At 71.2% G+C, this 16,718-nt stretch carries 14 protein-coding genes; 8 read left to right on the top strand and 6 right to left on the bottom strand.

From position 1 onward, the window contains the following. Window positions 1-33 precede the first annotated feature (33 nt). On the top strand, window positions 34-966 hold the full coding sequence (gene pheA, locus BLQ62_RS22500; protein WP_068532057.1) for a prephenate dehydratase: 933 nt from the start codon (window positions 34-36) through the stop codon (window positions 964-966). Next, window positions 963-1,589 carry a histidine phosphatase family protein gene (locus BLQ62_RS22495; RefSeq protein ID WP_068563874.1) on the top strand — a complete coding sequence of 209 codons (627 nt, stop codon included), beginning with the start codon at window positions 963-965 and terminating at the stop codon, window positions 1,587-1,589. Before pheA ends, BLQ62_RS22495 begins: the two co-directional genes overlap by 4 nt. 3 nt (window positions 1,590-1,592) lie before the next feature. On the opposite strand, the gene deoD is transcribed toward BLQ62_RS22495, so the two are convergent. The 3 genes from deoD to BLQ62_RS22480 all read right to left on the bottom strand — a co-directional run bounded on the left by deoD (window position 1,593) and on the right by BLQ62_RS22480 (window position 3,757). Beyond that, window positions 1,593-2,300, bottom strand: coding sequence for a purine-nucleoside phosphorylase (gene deoD, locus BLQ62_RS22490; RefSeq protein ID WP_068532061.1), 708 nt, complete (start codon window positions 2,298-2,300; stop codon window positions 1,593-1,595). 102 nt (window positions 2,301-2,402) lie between these two features. After that, window positions 2,403-2,747, bottom strand: coding sequence for a metallopeptidase family protein (locus tag BLQ62_RS22485; protein ID WP_068532064.1), 345 nt, complete (start codon window positions 2,745-2,747; stop codon window positions 2,403-2,405). A gap of 2 nt (window positions 2,748-2,749) precedes the next feature. After that, a complete protein-coding gene (locus BLQ62_RS22480; RefSeq protein ID WP_068532066.1) occupies window positions 2,750-3,757 on the bottom strand; it encodes a septum formation family protein in 1,008 nt (335 codons plus the stop codon). 86 nt (window positions 3,758-3,843) lie between these two features. On the opposite strand from BLQ62_RS22480, the gene serS reads away from it, so the two are divergent. Continuing rightward, a complete protein-coding gene (serS, locus tag BLQ62_RS22475) occupies window positions 3,844-5,097 on the top strand; it encodes a serine--tRNA ligase (RefSeq protein ID WP_068532068.1) in 1,254 nt (417 codons plus the stop codon). A gap of 85 nt (window positions 5,098-5,182) precedes the next feature. Here serS and BLQ62_RS22470 read toward each other — a convergent pair whose 3' ends face one another. Genes BLQ62_RS22470 through BLQ62_RS22460 form a run of 3 tightly spaced genes read right to left on the bottom strand, consistent with a single transcriptional unit; the run spans window position 5,183 to window position 8,881 of the window. Then, entirely contained in the window at window positions 5,183-5,743 is a 561-nt protein-coding gene (locus BLQ62_RS22470; RefSeq protein ID WP_068563876.1) for a hypothetical protein, read from the bottom strand. 34 nt (window positions 5,744-5,777) lie between these two features. Further along, entirely contained in the window at window positions 5,778-7,295 is a 1,518-nt protein-coding gene (locus BLQ62_RS24290; protein WP_231857515.1) for a roadblock/LC7 domain-containing protein, read from the bottom strand. Beyond that, window positions 7,292-8,881, bottom strand: coding sequence for a Rieske 2Fe-2S domain-containing protein (locus BLQ62_RS22460; RefSeq protein WP_068563878.1), 1,590 nt, complete (start codon window positions 8,879-8,881; stop codon window positions 7,292-7,294). The genes BLQ62_RS24290 and BLQ62_RS22460 overlap by 4 nt, the downstream gene beginning before the upstream one ends. Before the next feature lie 101 nt (window positions 8,882-8,982). Between BLQ62_RS22460 and BLQ62_RS22455 the strand changes: the two genes are divergently transcribed. The 5 genes from BLQ62_RS22455 to BLQ62_RS22435 all read left to right on the top strand — a co-directional run bounded on the left by BLQ62_RS22455 (window position 8,983) and on the right by BLQ62_RS22435 (window position 16,681). After that, on the top strand, window positions 8,983-9,747 hold the full coding sequence (locus BLQ62_RS22455) for a lysophospholipid acyltransferase family protein (RefSeq protein ID WP_068563880.1): 765 nt from the start codon (window positions 8,983-8,985) through the stop codon (window positions 9,745-9,747). Between the two features lie 64 nt (window positions 9,748-9,811). After that, on the top strand, window positions 9,812-10,654 hold the full coding sequence (locus tag BLQ62_RS22450) for an HAD family hydrolase (RefSeq protein ID WP_068564637.1): 843 nt from the start codon (window positions 9,812-9,814) through the stop codon (window positions 10,652-10,654). 690 nt (window positions 10,655-11,344) lie between these two features. Then, window positions 11,345-13,510 (top strand): SpoIID/LytB domain-containing protein, encoded by a 2,166-nt coding sequence (locus BLQ62_RS22445; protein WP_068563882.1) that lies wholly within the window; start codon window positions 11,345-11,347, stop codon window positions 13,508-13,510. Window positions 13,511-13,568: 58 nt separating this feature from the next. Beyond that, window positions 13,569-14,786 (top strand): UDP-galactopyranose mutase, encoded by a 1,218-nt coding sequence (gene glf, locus BLQ62_RS22440; RefSeq protein WP_068563884.1) that lies wholly within the window; start codon window positions 13,569-13,571, stop codon window positions 14,784-14,786. Next, a complete protein-coding gene (locus tag BLQ62_RS22435; RefSeq protein WP_068532086.1) occupies window positions 14,783-16,681 on the top strand; it encodes a glycosyltransferase in 1,899 nt (632 codons plus the stop codon). Before glf ends, BLQ62_RS22435 begins: the two co-directional genes overlap by 4 nt. Window positions 16,682-16,718: the final 37 nt, after the last annotated feature.

The following is a 16,718-nucleotide window of genomic DNA, read 5'->3' as shown; positions in this document are numbered from 1 at the left end:
GCAGGATGACGACGGCCCGCTAGGCTCGGGGGCGTGACGCGCATCGCCTACTTCGGCCCCGAGGGGACGTTCACCGAGATGGCGCTGCTGCAGTGCCAGGATCTCGCCGCGCGCGGCGCCATGACGGTGCCCGGGTTCGACCTCGTCGACGCCGAGAGGATCAGCGCCCCGAGCCAGGTGGTCGCCCTCGAGATGGTCGCCGACGGTGCCGCCGACCTCGCGTGCGTGCCCATCGAATCCTCGGTCGAAGGTCCGGTGACCCCGACGCTGGACACGCTGGGATTCGGTGCGCCGCTGCAGATCTTCGCCGAGACGGACCTCGCCGTCGCGTTCTCGATCGCCTCGCGTCTGCCGCTCGATCAGGTGCGGACCATCGGCGCGTACCCGGTGGCGGCCGCGCAGGTGCGCGCGTGGCTCGCCGCGAACATGCCGCAGGCGCAGGTGGTTCCGGCCGCATCCAACGCCGCCGCCGCCCTCGACGTGGCGGAGGATCGCGTCGAGGCCGGCGTCACCACGGCCCTGGCCGCGCAGATGTACGCGGTCCCGGAGGCCGCCACCGGCGTCGCGGACGTCGCGGACGCCCGGACTCGATTCGTGCTGTGCGGCAAGCCGGGTCCGGCGCCGGAGCGCACCGGCAGCGACTGCACCGCGGTGGTTCTCGACGTGCCCAGTCGGCCCGGTTCGCTCGCGCTGGCGATGGCCGAATTCGCGCTGCGCGGAGTCGATCTCACCCGCATCGAGTCGCGCCCGAAGCGAACGGTGTTCGGCAGCTACGTCTTCCACTTCGACTGCGTCGGCCACATTGACGATCCGGCGGTGGGGGAGGCCCTGCGCGCGCTGCACCGGGTCTGCGACGACCTGCGCTTCCTCGGCTCCTGGCCCCGGCCGGGCGGCCCAGGAACGGCCCCCGTCGACCCGGGTGACTCCGAGTCCTGGTTCGACGGCCTGCGCAGGGGCGAGCGATGACGGGGCTGCTGCACCTGGTCCGGCACGGCCAGACCACGGCGAACGTCGCGAAGATCCTCGACACGCGGCCGCCCGGCGCCCCGCTCACGCCCGAAGGGGTCGAGCAGGCCCGGCGGTTCGGCACCGAGCGCCCCGGCGCCGCTCCCGCCGTGCTGCTCAGCTCGGTCGCGCGCCGCGCGCAGCAGACCGCGGGCCACATCGCCGAGGCCTGGGGCGTCCCGACCGCCGTGATCGACGGGGTGCACGAGGTGCAGGCCGGCGACCTCGAGGGGTTCAACGACGAAGACTCCATCAAGGTCTTCCAGGACGTCGTGCGCCGCTGGTACGACGGTGAGCCGACCGCCGCGATGCCCGGCGGCGAGAGCGCCGAGGACCTGCTCGCGCGGTACCTGCCCACCGTCGAGAACATCCGCACCGAGCACCTGCCGCACGGCGACGCCTACCTGGTCAGCCACGGGGCGGCAATCCGGCTCGTCGGCTTCCACCTGTCCGGGGTCGACGGTGCCTACGCCCACAGGCACCACCTGCCGAACACCGGCGAGATCGTGCTCCGCCCCGTCGAGGCCGGATGGGAGCTCGTGAGCTGGGCCGACGCCCCGTCGCACCTGGACCCGATGGGCTGATCCTCAGCTGAAGGCGGCCTCGATCGCGATCGACGCGGCGGCGGCGAAACTCCTCTCCCGCTCGTCGGACGGCATGGCCTCCTCGCGGAAGAGGTGATCGCTCACCGTGAGCACGGTCAGGGCCTCGCGCCCCTCCGCGGCGGCGACGGCGTAGAGGGCGGCGGTCTCCATGTCCACGCCGAGCACGCCGTGATCGCGCAGCCCCTCGTGCAGGCCCGGCCGGGCCAGGTAGAAGTGGTCCGACGAGAACACGGTGCCCACGCGCACCGGAGTCCCGGCCCGCTCGGCGGCGTCCACCGCGGCCCGCAGCAGCGGGTACGAGGCGGCTGGGGCGAACCGCAGGCCCGGGACGCGGGGATCGTTGATCGCCGAATCCGTATGCGCCGCAGTCGCGATGATCACGTCGCCGAGCCCCATGTCGTCGGGGAAACCGCCCGTCGTGCCGACCCGGATGATCCGCTGCACGCCGTACTCGCGGAACAGCTCGGTCGCGTAGATCGTCATGGTGGGCAGACCCATGCCCGAGCCCATCACCGAGATCGGCCGTCCGCCGACGGTGCCGGTGTACGCCTCCATGCCCCGCACCTCGTTGACCAGCCGGGCGTCGTCGAACAGCGTCTCGGCGATCCGGCGGGCGCGGCGCGGGTCGCCCGGCATGAGGACGGCGGGCGCGTAATCGCCCGGGGCGGCGGAGTTGTGCGGGGTCGGCATGGCGTCCTCTCGGTGCGGGGGTGGGAGCGGCTCGGCCGGAGTCAGGCCAAGCCCAGGTCGTGGAGTCGGTGGCGGCGATTCCGGAGGGTGGCACCCGGCCGGTCAGGCCCAGCCCAGGTCGTGGAGTCGGTGGTCGTCTATTCCGAAATGATGGCCGATCTCGTGCAGCACCGTCACGCGGATCTCGTGCCGCAGCTGCTCCTCGGTGTCGCAGACGTCCATCAGCGCCTCGCGGTAGATGGTGATGGTGTCCGGGAGGGTGCCCACGTAGTTCCAGTCCCGCTCCGTGAGCGAGATGCCCTCGTACAGGCCGAGCAGCGTCGGCTCCTCCTCGTTGCGGTCACGGACCAGCACGACCACGTTGTCCATGGCCTTGGCGAGCTCGGGCGGGACGTCGTCGAGGGCGTCCGACACCCACTCCTGGAAGGCGCGGCGGGAGACGTGCACGGCTACCGGCCGGGGGCGGGCGTCGAGGCGGGCGCGGCGCCGGGGAAGGTGGGCATGACGGGCTTCTTGCCGTCGATGAGAAGGTCGGGGGACTTCGCCGACCCCGTGATCGGGGTGAAGGTCCGCCCGTCCTTCGACGAGGCCAGGAAGCAGATCACCGACCGCGAGCCGGCGGTCCACGACGGCTGCGAGAGCTTGTTCCACGCCAGCTGCAGGCCCGACTTCCGCAACCCGTCCTGCGAGCCGAACCACCCGGTCGTCCGCGACGGGCAGATCCTGCTCAGGTAGTCCTCCTGCTGCCGCTCGGTGGGCCACGACGCGTCGGGGAAGGCCTGGCGCATGTCGATCACCGCGGTCACCTCGATGCCGTGCGGCTGCGCGCACCCGACCGGACCGGAGAACTGGCCGCGGTCGTCCAGGCCGATGCAGGTGCCGGGCGGCCAGGTCAGCGACTTGTCCTGGTTGACGACCTTGCCCCGCACCTCCGTGGGCTGGCCGGCACCGTCGGAGACCTGGATGCCGCAGCGCATCGTCCGGTCGCCCGACTCCCAGGCCTTCTCCCCGGGCGCGAGCAGCGCCATCTGGAACCGGCCCTTCGGATCGAGACGGGTGCCGAGGTACTCGGTGACCACGGGCGGGCACAGCTGGTCGCGCTGCGCGGCGATCACCGACTGCGTCGGATAGGGAGCGTTCTCGGGCAGCGTGCGCGCGGGCTCGCCCGCGACCTCGAACTTGTGCGGCTGAAGGCAATCGACGGGGGCCATGACAGCAGGATCCTTGTCCCAGGTCAGGCAGGTGCCGGGCTTGGACCGGGCGAGCGTGGTGCCCGCGGCCGCGAGCCGCGGCGCCTTCTCCTCGTTCTTCGGTTCGAACGCGCCCGTGAAGTACAGGCCCGCGCCGATCGCGAGCGCACCCACGATCACCGCGGCCAGCACGGCGCGCACGGGCAGCGCGCCGGCGCGGCTGGTCTTCTCGGCGGGCGTGGACTGGGTATCGGTGTCGTCGGCCATCGCCTTCCATCATGCCCGGTCCGGGCCGGGACGGGTGTGTGGTGTCGGGTTGGGGCCGCCCGACGGTGCCGTAATAGGCTGGTCCGGTGATCGACGTCAAGCTGGTACGCGAGAACCCCGACCGTGTGCGCGCCTCGCAGCGCGCCCGTGGAGAGGACCCGTCGCTGGTCGACGCCCTGCTGTCCGCGGACGCGGACCGTCGGGCGGCGGTGCTGGCGGCCGACACCCTGCGGGCCGAGCACAAGGCCTCGTCGAAGTCGATCGGCAAGGCGGCCCCCGAGGACCGCAAGGCCCTCGTCGCCGCCGCGGGCGAGCTGGCCGGGAAGGTCAAGGAGGCCGAGGCCGCGCAGGCGCGCGCCGACGAGGCCTTCGACGAGGTCGCGCGCAAGATCGGCAACGTCATCATCGACGGGGTGCCCGCCGGCGGCGAGGACGACTTCGAGGTGCTCGAGCACGTGGGCGAGATCCCCGAGATCGAGGACCCGAAGGACCACCTGGAGCTCGCCGAGGGCCTGGGCCTGCTCGACATGGAGCGCGGCGCCAAGGTCTCGGGTTCGCGCTTCTACTTCATGAAGGGCCACGGCGCGCTGTTCCAGATGGCGCTGCTGCAGCTCGCCGTGCAGAAGGCCGTGGCGAACGGCTTCACGCTGATGGTGCCGCCCGTGCTGGTCAAGCCGGAGGTGATGGCCGGCACCGGCTTCCTCGGCGCGCACGCCGACGAGATCTACCGCCTCGAGGCCGACGACCTGTACCTGGTCGGCACGTCGGAGGTGCCGCTGGCCGGCTACCACATGGACGAGATCCTCGACCTGTCCGACGGCCCCGTGCGCTACGCCGCGCAGTCGAGCTGCTTTAGGCGCGAGGCCGGCTCGTACGGCAAGGACACCCGCGGCATCATCCGCGTGCACCAGTTCGACAAGATCGAGATGTTCGTCTACTGCAAGCCGGAGGACGCGGAGGCCGAGCACCAGCGCCTGCTGAACTGGGAGAAGGAGATGCTCGCGGCCGTCGAGGTGCCCTACCGGGTGATCGACGTGGCGGCGGGCGACCTGGGCTCGTCGGCGGCGCGCAAGTACGACAGCGAGGCCTGGGTGCCGTCGCAGGGCCGCTACCGCGAGCTCACGTCGACCTCGAACTGCACCACCTTCCAGGCGCGTCGCCTGGGCATCCGTTACCGCGACGAGGACGGCCGGCCGCAGATCGCCGCCACCCTCAACGGCACCCTCGCGACCACGCGCTGGCTCGTCGCGATCTGGGAGAACCACCAGCAGCCCGACGGTTCCGTCCGCGTCCCCGCGGCACTGCAGCCGTTCATCGGCACGGACGTCCTGCGCCCGTAGGGGTTCGTACGCGGAGATTTCGCACTGATCGGCGGTCCGAGGCCGAATTCGGCTTCGGACACGCGCTCGTTGCGAAATCGTCGGGTTAGAACCCGATGACGCGCCACCACTGTGCGCTGAGCCTCCTCGCGACGGAGCCGCTGCCCGTCGACGGCTCGCTGCCGTCGGGGCGGTACTCGAGGTGGCTGGCTCCGGTCGTGGTGTCGGTGGGAGGGATCGCGAAGCGGACAGCCCCGCCCGCCTTAGCCGTCCGAAGCACCCGCAGCGTGCCGACGCGACGGTCGCCGTCGTCGCTGAACTCGATCCGCGGATCCGCGAGAACCTGCCGGGCGGCGGCGGTGAGTCGCGGTTCGTCGTAGATCCATTGGATACGTCGCGGAGTGTCGGTGAAGGCGAGTGCGAGGGCGAGTACGCCGATGAGCGGGATCGACAGCAGGCGCCACGAGAAGGTCCTCGTCCGGCGGAACCAAACGACCAGGTACGACACCCACAGCCCGAACAGGATCACACCGGACATCCATGGCCATGTGGTGTCGAACTCGTCGACCCCGAGCATCGTGCCGCGCAGCAAGAAGACTGAGTTCACCAGGACGAGCAGGGGGAGGACCCAACTGATCGCGACGAGGTCGCGACGGACGGCGATCATTTACCAATGTTAAGCGATGAAGCGCTGGTGAGGATCAGAGTTCGATGGTCTCGGCGAGCTTGGTGAGGCGGAAGCGGGCGAGCGCCAGGTTGGCGCGCGAGCGGTCCAGCACCAGGTAGAGGAACAGGTCGTCGGTGCCCTGGTTGATCGGGCGGACGATCTGGTACTGCGTGCCGAGGGTGATGAGGATGTCCTCGATGTGATCGTCGAGATCCAGATCGCCGAGCGTGCGGCCCATCGCCTGCACCAGCGCGGAGTTGCCCGCCGCCGCGACCTCGAGGTTGAACTCGGCGGGGTCGCCCGCGGTCGCGAGCGCCATGCCGCTCTGCGCATCCACGAGCGCCACACCCAGCGCGCCGTCGATGTTCATGGCCTCGGTCAGGGACTCGTTGAATTCCGTCATGTCACCGGGTTCCTTCGCTTCGTGCGGGGCCTGCAGGTGCTGGATGCTCTCCAGCGTCTCGGCATCGACGTAGGTCTCGTCGATCTGCGTGTACGGGAACGGATCGATCGCCAGCGGCTCCGCGAAGCGCGGCGGCGCCTGCTCCGTCGCGGGGGCGTCCTCGGCGGCGGAATCCACCTCCTCCGCGCCCGGATCGACCGTGCCATCGGAATCCGCATCGGCGGCACCGGGCGCGGCAACGGTCGGTTCCGTCACGGCGTCGCCGGCGGCCTCGGGCCGATCGCCCGGCACGGCCTCGTGCTCGGCGAACTCCGCGTGGTGCATGTCGTCGGGCGCCTCGGCACCGGTCGCAGCAGCCGCGACGTCCGTTTCCGGGACCTCGTCGGCCGCACCGTCGGTGTCGTCCACCGCCGCATCGTCGGCGGCCGGGACGTCCTCCGCCGCGGGCTCGGGCGCCGCCTCCGCCGCGGGCTCAGGCGCGACGGGCTCGGGGGCGACGTGCACCTCCACGTCCACCACCTCGACGTCGATGTACGACTCGTCGGGCTCGTCGAGCGTCTCCGACTCGTGATGCGCCTCGAACGTCGCCTCGTAGGTCTCCCCGTCGGCGTGCGACGGTGTCGCGTCGGACCAGGCGCCCTCAGCACGCGGCTCGAAGCGGGGCGGCGCGAACTGGTCGAAGCCGCCGTCGAAGGACGTCGCGGACGCGCTCGGCGCCTGCGGGCCGGGGGAGGCGCTGTAGCCGTAGTCGCCGACCACTCCGGCCTCGAACGTGTCCGACGCGGGCTGCACGCCCTGGAAGGTCTCGGAGGTGAGCGGGTCCGTCAGCGGGTCCGGCTTGCTCCGCGGCGCCTCGGGTGCGGGCGCACCGGGCGGCGGGCCCGACGGTGCTCCGGGCGGCGTCGGCGCACCGCCCGCGGCACGCGCGGCCTTCGCGGCGACCTGCTCCTCCGGCGGCGGGATCACGCGGCGCGGCTGCGCGCCCTGCACCGGACGCGGGGGCGGACCGGCGGGCGGCGGCACCGTCGGACCACCCTGCGGCGGCGGACCGCCCGCGGCGGGCGCGGGGCGCGAGCCCATGCCGGTGTCGTGCACGCCGTAGTAGTCCTCGACGCGCTGCCGGTTGCTGGGACGCCGCGGCCCGCTCATGTCAGCTTCTTCGCACGCAGTTCGTGCCCGCTCGAGGTCAGGCAGCGGCCCGATTCCAGATCCCACTGCCAGCCGTGCAGGTTGCAGGTGAGCTTGCCGCCCTCGACCACGCCGAACTTCGACAGGTCCGCCTTGAGGTGCGGGCAGCGGCGCTGCACCTCCCAGCCGTCCAGCTCGGTCGAGGCGTTGTCGTCGTGCGCCTCGGAGAACCAGCCGTCGGCGTAGGCGATCCGCTCGTCGGTGAGGCACTTGAAGAAGGTGTAGAGGAACTCGTTGTAGCCGCCGATGCGCCACGTGGTGAACCGCGTCGACAGGAAGATCGTGTTCACCCAGTCCGGCTCGTCGTCGCGCAGCACGGTGCGCACCAGCTCGGCGGCGATGCGGAACCCGTACCGGTACTTGCCGTCTCCCTCCTCGGGAGCGCGGACGATGCGCTGCGGGAAGTCGAGCACGACAGTCTCGACGGCCCCCGTCGAATCCGCCATCTCCAGCCCGACCGGGTAGCCGATCCCATCGCTGATCAGCGCGGACGCCTGCATGATCGGCTCGAACTTGGCCTTGAGGGCGGGCAGCAGCGGCTCACCGTCGTTCGGCGCCCAGGACGCCTTCTCGGCCTCGAGGACCGGCGCCTGGCGCGCGGCGAAGGCGTCGAGGTAGGCGGTCTTGTTCTCGAAGATGTCCATCACCTCGGCCTCGGAGACCGGGTGCGTGAGGGACACGAGTTCCTCACCGCGGAACTCGCCGACGGTGCCGGGGATCATCAGCAGGCCCCCGTCGTTGCCGTTCTTGCGCATCTCCTCGAGGAAGGTGATCTGGTCCGGGAAGATGTTCGACGGGTCGCCGCCGATCGTCTCGCGGTCCGTGCGGCCCTCGTCGTTGAGGTAGCGCAGCTCGGGATCGAGGAACGCGGGCGGGCCCGCGGACGGCACGACCCAGGTGCCGGCGACCTGGTCGACGTAGCTGCGGGCGCGATCCATGCCGCGCTGGCGCTTCTGCTCGGCGAAGCGGCGCTTGGAGCCCTTGGGCATGTCGTAGACCATCGGGTACCAGATGGCGCCCGAGTACTGCAGCAGGTGCACGTCGACGCCGCCGAACTCGTCGAGCACCTCCATGTCCACGGGACGGGCGTCGTTCATGTTGAACAGCACCGTCTCGCCGTCGGAGACGACGAGGCCCGAGTCGCCGATGGGGCCGTCGGCGGGGGCGCGCAGCGCGATGATCATGATGTCGAGCTCGCCCTTGGGGCCGCTGACCGTGTGCTTGACCGAGTCCTGCGTCTCGAAGAACTTCGTGAAGCCCAGCTTCTCCAGTTCGCGCCGCAGGTCCGGCACGGGGTAGTCGGGCAGCAGGACGGTGGCGTCCTTGCTGACGTTCTCCGCGAGGTTGCGCGCATCGAAGTGGTCCCGGTGCAGGTGGGAGACGTAGAGGTAGTCGACGTCGCCCAGCGTCTTCCAGTCCAACTGCGTGTTGTCCGGGAAGGGGAACCACGACCCGAAGTACGCGGGGTTGACCCACGGATCGCACAGGATGGTGCCTGCGGCGGTGGAGACGTGGAAACCGGCGTGCCCGACGCTGGTGACCTGCACTGTGGAACCTTTCGCCTGTGTTCGTTACCGCTACAGCGTAATGGGCGCCCCGACCTCCGGCTGACACACCGCGGAGTCGGCCGCGCGGCTACGCTGACGGTGTGGAACCCGTCTACGGATCGATTCTCGAAGTTGCCCGCGGCATGTGGGCCTTCCAAGGCATCAAGTTCACCGAGGTGGACTTCCATAAGTTCCCCCGCACGGGCGGAGCTGTGGTGGCCATCAACCACACCGGCTACCTGGACTTCCCCTTCGCCGGGAAGCCCGCGTACGAGGCCGGTCGCCGCAAGGTGCGCTTCATGGCGAAGAAGGAGGTCTTCGACAACTCCAAGTCGGGGCCCATCATGCGCGCGCTGCGGCACATCCCCGTCGACCGCGAGGCCGGCGCCGAGGCGTACTCGGCCGCCGTCGACGCGCTGAAGGCCGGCGAGCTCGTCGGCGTCTACCCCGAGGCCACGCACAGCCGCAGCTTCGAGCTCAAGGGCTTCAAGTCCGGCGCCGCCCGCATGGCGATCGAGGCGAACGTGCCGATCGTGCCCGTCGTGGTGTGGGGCGCCCAGCAGATCTGGACCAAGGGGCTGCCCAAGAAGCTCGGCCGGAACAAGTTCCGCGTCGTCATCGGCGTGTGCGATCCGCTCGATCCCGTCGGGCCGCCGGAGGAGCTGACCGCGCGGCTCAAGGACGAGATGCAGACCATGCTGCTGCAGTTGCAGGACCTCTACGGCCCGCACCCGCAGGGCGAGCCCTGGGTGCCCGCGCGCCTGGGCGGGAGCGCGCCCACGCTGGAGGAGGCGGAGGCCATGGACGCCGCCGATCTCGACGAGCGTCGCCGCCAGCGGGAGGAACGTCAGGCCGACGGTGCCTGAGGCCCCCGATTCCGAGTTCGGCCCCGGCGCTCCCGTGTCCGGTGCGGCTGCGGACGGCACGGCGGTGGAGGCGCCCGGGCTCGAGGCCCTCGGCGCCGCGCCGATCCTGGTCGCGAGTGACGTCGACGGCACCCTCGTCGACGATCACGAGCGGCTGACGCTGCGCACCCACGTCGCCGTGAACGCGGTCCGCGACGCCGGCGGGCACTTCGTGCTCGCCACCGGTCGCCCGCCGCGAGCCGTCGACCCGATCGCCGAGCAGCTCGACTTCGCGCCGTTGGCCGTGTGCGCCAACGGCGCGGTGCTCTACGACACGAGCTCCGGCCGGGTGGTCTCGGCGGCGCTGATGTCGCCGGAGCTGCTCGAGACCGTCGCCGAGCTGGTCTACCGGCATCTCCCGGGCGCCGGGTTCGCGGCCGAGCGGGTCGCTCACGGTGAGCACGACACCGCGACCCCGCGCTTCGCCGCGTCCACCGGCTACCAGCACGCCTGGCTCGAACCGGACACCGTGACCGCCGCCGACGCCGAGGTGCTCGCGCATCCCGCCGTGAAGCTGCTCGTCCGGCAGCCGGGGATGACCTCCGACGAGATGCACGCCCGCATCGCCCCGCACCTGGACGGTCTCGCCGACGTCACCTACGCCACCAACAACGGGCTGATCGAGTTCCACGTCCCCGGCGTCACCAAGGCCACCGGCATCCGGCTCGCGATCGAGCACCTGGGGCTCGCCGGCGACGTCCGCACCGCCGCCTTCGGCGACATGCCCAACGACGCCGCGATGCTGCAGTGGGCGAGCATGGGCGTCGCCATGGGCAACGCCCACCCGGTGGCCCGCAGCGCCGCGAACGTGGTGACCGCGACCAATCTCGATGACGGTGTCGCGCGCGTGCTGGAGCGCTGGTTCTAGCCCGTTCGACGGTGCGTCGCCGGTCCGGGGTGCGCCGCGAGCCTCGCCGGTCAGGTCTGTGGAGGCCGGTAGTCGTTCGCGGAAGCCATGCGCGCCGCGCATGCCCTGTGTTTCCGCAGGCGGAAGGCCAGTTCCGATGATCTGGTGATGCGTGCGCCGCATAACCTCGATGCCGGTGTCTCTGTTGGTGTCCGCCGAGTCCGGCTGAATGCTCCGCAGTCGTTCGCGCGGGTGTTTCCGCCTCGCGAGGGGGTTGCACCCCGAGAGTCTGTGAAAACCTCCCGCGGGAGTGGGATGCCGCGCGGCGAGACGCGGCGCGGCGGGCGAGGTGCGGGGGCGACGTGCGGCGGTGGCGTGGCGACGACGGCCGCGCCCGGACCGGGGTATGCGTGCCGCGCATGGCCCGATCTCTCGAGTAGGCCTTCTACCTGCAGAAACGCAGGGTATGCGCGGCGCGCATACCTTCCGTGGAGCGACACGTCTCTCCGCAGAGGAGGGTGACCTCCCCCGAGCCTCCGCCGAGGAGACCGGGTCTGCGGCCCCACGGGCCTGTTCCGCGCGACGCGAGCCTGCCTGTGACTGATGTGACGAATGTTGCTTACGTGACGAGTGTTGCAGATGGTGTTAGTCTCGACCTCACGTTGAGCTTTGCCCTTCGGCAGGGCTCACCTGTCGAGCTAAGGAGAAGCCATGCCCGTGTGGATCGACGGCGGTCCTCGTCGCCGCCGCGGACGGCGCACCGTCGCGCTCGCGATGCTCCCGGCCCTGGCCGTGGGCGGCGCTGCGGCGCTGCTCAGCACCACGAACATCATCGGCGACCCCGCGCTCGCCGCCGGGAACGACGTGACCTTCACCGGTCAGGGCAACGGTCACGGCCGCGGCCTCGGCCAGTGGGGCGCCTTCGGCTACGCGAAGTCCGGCTGGAAGGCCGAGCAGATCGTCGCCCACTACTACGGCGGGTCCCAGCTGGCGCGCGCCGACGTGAAGCTGCCCGTCCGCGTGCAGCTCACCACGCAGAAGGCCGCGAACGTGCTGGCCCCGGCCGGCGCCAAGATCGGCGATCAGCCCGTCGCGCCGGGCCAGGCCGTGCGCCTCGAGGGCGGCAACGCCGTCATCACCACCGGCTGCAACGGCCCCGTCGTGAAGACGGTCCCGGCCGGCGAGGACGCGACGATCGACCCGCTCAACGGCGAGGCGAACCGGCCCGTCGGCGAGCTGCTGAAGTTCTGCGGCACCGACACCGCCTACCGCGGCGCGATCGCCGCGAAGGACGGCAAGGTCTTCAACGTCGTCAACATCGAGGACTACGTCCGCGGCGTGGTCCCCGTCGAGAGCAAGGTCGAGTGGGCCGACCAGGGCGGCTACGAGGCGCTGCGCGCGCAGGCCATCGCCGCCCGCTCCTACGCGCTGGCCGAGGGCGCCAAGCGCGGCGACCGCTACAACGACACCCAGGACTCGCAGGTCTACGGCGGCGCGGCCAAGGAGGACCCCCGCACCGACAAGGCCGTCGCCAGCACGGCGGGCCTGGTCATGGCGAAGAACGGCTACGCCGTCTCCACCGAGTTCTCCAGCTCCACCGGCGGTTTCACCGCGGGCGGCGACTTCACGGCGGTCAAGGACGACGGCGACGTGGTCTCCCCGTTCAAGAACTGGACCCAGAAGGTGCCCGCCGCGAAGATCTCCCAGGAGTTCGGGGTCGGCGCGCTGAAGTCGGTGCGCGTGGTCAAGACGCAGTCGGCGCAGGCCGGCCGTGTCGAGGCCGTCGAGATCGTCGGCGCGGACCGCACCGTGACCGTCAAGGGCGACGAGGTCCGCAAGAAGCTGGGCCTGCGCTCGGACTGGTTCACCATCGACGGCCAGAACCCGGCGTCGACCCCCGCCGCGCCCGGCGCCCCGAGCGCCCCCGGCGCGACCTCCGCATCGTCGAGCGCCGCGCCCGCGCCGGTCCCCGGACGGGTCGTGGACCAGCCGATCGTCGCGGCCCCCGTCGACCCGTTCAACCCGGTCCCGACCGCGCCGAACGCGGCCCAGTCCGCCCCGGTGGGCGCGACGACGGCCACCGCCTCGGCCCCCGCGGCCGGCGCCCCGGCTGCTCCCGCCGCCCCGGCTGCACCCGCCGCACCGGCCGCTCCCGCCGTCCCGACGGTGCCCGGCGCCGCTCCGGCCGTCGCCGCCGCCGGCTCGCCTGCGGCTCCCGCCGCGCCCGCGGCCCCGGCTGCTCCCGCCGCGCCCACCGCACCCGCGGCACCGGCGATCCCCGGCATCCCGGCGCCGCCGGCCCCGTCCGCGGCACCCGCCGCACAGGGCGTGACCGGCAAGGCGGCCGTCGAGGCGGCCTACGCCGCCGCGGGCGGCGAGAAGGGCACGCTCGGCCGCGTGATCGCCAACCCGATCGCGTTCCCGGACGGCTCGATGCTGCAGTCGTACCAGAACGGCACGATCTACTACACCAAGGCGAACGGTGCGCAGGTCGTCCCGTCGGGCGTCTCCGCGCCGGCCACGCTGCTCAACTGGGCGACGGCCTTCGCCGCCGGTGGTGCCCCGAGCCTGCCGCCGCTGCCGCTGCTCAACCTGATCCCGGGCTGGGGCGATGTGCTGGGCGTGAACCCGAACCCGGCCGACACGCCGACCGGTGTCCCCGCGGTGCCCGTCGCTCCGGGCGAGAGCACCGGCGCGGCACCGTCGGGCACCGACACGCCCGCGACGCCGGGCGCCCCGTCGGCGCCGGCGGACCCGTCCGCACCGTCCGCGCCTGCGGCTCCGGCGACCACGGCTCCCGCCGCCCCGGCGGCGCCCGCGGCCCCGGCGGGTTCGACCCCGCTCGCCGTCCCGACAGTGCCGAACGCTCCGGCTTAGTCACAGGCCAGGGCCGGGTGGCGTCATCCACGTCACCCGGCCGGTACCCTGAACGTCCGTGGCGACAGATTCCTCCCAGACCCAGCAGCCCTACGACCTCATCGTCGTCGGCTCCGGATTTTTCGGCCTGACCATCGCGGAACGGACCGCCGCGGAGCTCGGCAAACGGGTCCTGGTGATCGAGCGCCGGCACCATCTCGGCGGCAACGCCTACTCGGAGGCCGAGCCGGAGACCGGCATCGAGATCCACAAGTACGGCGCGCACCTGTTCCACACCTCCAACGAGCGGGTGTGGGAGTACGTCAACAAGTTCACCGACTTCACCGGCTACCAGCACCGCGTCTTCGCGATGCACAAGGGCCAGGCCTACCAGTTCCCGCTGGGCCTCGGCCTCGTCAGCCAGTTCTTCGGCCGCTACTTCACGCCCGACGAGGCGAAGGCGCTGATCCAGGAGCAGGCCGCGGAGTTCGACTCGAAGGACGCGCAGAACTTCGAGGAGAAGGCGATCTCGCTGATCGGCCGCCCCCTCTACGAGGCCTTCATCAAGCACTACACGGCCAAGCAGTGGGAGACCGACCCGAAGAACCTGCCTGCGGGCAACATCACGCGCCTGCCCGTGCGCTACAACTTCGACAACAGGTACTTCAACGACACCTACGAGGGCCTGCCCGTCGACGGCTACACCGCGTGGCTCGAGAACATGGCCGCCTCGGATCTCATCGACGTGCGTCTCGACACCGATTGGTTCGACGTCCGCGACGAGATCGTCGCCGCCGCCCCGGACGCCCCGGTGGTCTACACCGGCCCGCTGGATCGCTACTTCGACTACTCCGCCGGCCGCCTCGGCTGGCGCACCCTCGACTTCGAGACCGAAGTGCTGCCCACCGGCGACTTCCAGGGCACGCCCGTCATGAACTACAACGACGCCGACGTGCAGTACACGCGCATCCACGAGTTCCGGCACTTCCACCCGGAGCGCAAGGAGTACCCGACCGACAAGACGGTCATCATGCGCGAGTACGGCCGCTTCGCCAAGGACGACGACGAGCCCTACTACCCGATCAACACCCCGTCGGACCGCGAGATGCTCGCCGCCTACCGCGACCTGGCCAAGACCGAGGCCGCGGAGCGGAAGGTCCTGTTCGGCGGCCGGCTCGGCACCTACCAGTACCTGGACATGCACATGGCCATCGCCAGCGCGCTGTCGATGTTCGACAACACCCTGCGCCCGCATCTGGAAACCGGTGCCGCGCTCACCGAGGAGACCGCCAAGTGACCGATCAGGCCCGGACCCTGCTGCAGCGCGTCATCCTGCCGCGCCCGGGCGAGCCGCTCGACGTGCGCTCGCTCTACATCGAGGAGGCCGAGACCAACTCGCGCCGCTCGCACGCGCCCACCCGGACCTCGCTGAACATCGCCGGCGAGTCCGAGGTCAGCTTCGCCACCTACTTCAACGCCTTCCCGGCGTCGTACTGGCGCCGCTGGACCGTCCTGCAGGACGTGGTGCTCAAGATCGAGGTCAAGGGCACCGCCCGCGTCGACCTCTACCGCTCCAAGGTCGACGGTGCCCGCATCGCCCTCGGCGGCGGGCTGGTGGAGACCGACGCCACCGGCTACGGCGTCGCCGAGTTCGCCACCGACCTCGGCCCGTTCGAGGACGGCGGCTGGATCTGGTTCGACGTGACCGCAGACAGCGACACCGAGATCATCTCCGCCGGCTGGTACGCCACGGTCGGCGAGGAGGGCCTGCCGGCCAAGCGCGTCACCGTCGGCATCCCCACCTTCAACCGGCCCGACGACGCCGTCGCCGCGATCGCCGCGCTGACCAGCGATCCGCTGGTCGACGAGGTGATCGACGCGGTGCTCATGCCCGACCAGGGCAACAAGAAGGTCATCGACCACCCCGACTACGCGGACGCGATCGCCCCGCTCGGCGACCGCTACCAGCGCTTCGAGCAGGGCAACCTCGGCGGCTCCGGCGGCTATGGCCGCATCATGTACGAGGCGCTGCGCCTGACCGACAGCCCGTACGTGCTCTACATGGACGACGACATCGCGATCGAGCCCGACTCGATCCTGCGCGCGCTGCAGTTCGCCCGGTTCGCCAAGACCCCGATGCTGGTCGGCGGGCAGATGCTCAACCTGCAGGACCGCAGCCACCTGCACTGCATGGGCGAGGTCATCGACCGCAACAAGTTCATGTGGACCGCGGCGCCGTTCGTCGAGTACGACCACGACTTCGCGGAGTACCCGCTCTCCGACAAGGAGAACAGCAAGAACCTGCACCGGCGCATCGACGTCGACGGCAACGGCTGGTGGATGTGCCTGATCCCGCGCGTCGCCGCGGAGGAGATCGGCCTGCCGATGCCGCTGTTCATCAAGTGGGACGACTGGGACTACGGCCTGCGCGCCGCCCGCGCCGGCTACCCGACGGCGACGGTGCCCGGCATCGCGATCTGGCACATGGCCTGGTCCGACAAGGACGATGCCATCGACTGGCAGGCGTACTTCCACCTGCGCAACCGCCTCGTCGTGGCCGCGATCCACCACGAGGGCAGCACCCGCGGCATCATGACCAGCTCCATCAAGGCGCTCATGAAGCACCTGCTGTGCCTCGAGTACTCGACGGTCGCGATCCAGATCGAGGCCATGCGCGACTTCCTGCGCGGCCCCGAGGCGCTCTACGAGCTGCTGCCGACGGCGCTGCCCAAGATCGCGGCGATGCGCAAGGAGTACCCGGACGCCGTCGTGCTGCCCAGCGCCACCGAGCTGCCGCGGACCTCCGGCCAGGCCACGGCCTACGGCACCAAGATCCCGCTGAACCCGCTCACCAAGGTCAGCACGCTGGCGAAGGCGGTGCGCAACAACCTGCGCCCCGCCGACCCGCACAACCACGAGGTTCCGCAGGCCAACTACCCGCCGCTCGAGGCGCGCTGGTTCAGCCTGGGCCGGGTGGACGGGGTCACCGTCACCACCGCCGACGGCCGCGGCGTGGTCTACCGCCAGCGCGACCGGGAGAAGATGTTCGCGCTCATGCGCGAGAGCCTGGCCGTCCACCGCGAGGTCGATCGCCGGTTCGCCGAGATGCAGCAGCGCTACCGCGCCGCGTACACCGACCTGACCAGCCGCGAGGCCTGGTCGAAGATCTTCGAACCGGAGGACAGCAAGTGAGCCGCAACGCCCCCGAGCAGGCGCTCAGCCCCGAGGA

This window comes from Tsukamurella pulmonis (assembly GCF_900103175.1).
Lineage (GTDB): Bacteria > Actinomycetota > Actinomycetes > Mycobacteriales > Mycobacteriaceae > Tsukamurella > Tsukamurella pulmonis.
The sequence above is the reverse complement of the archived record's forward strand: the minus strand, read 5'-3'. Positions and strand labels throughout refer to the sequence as shown.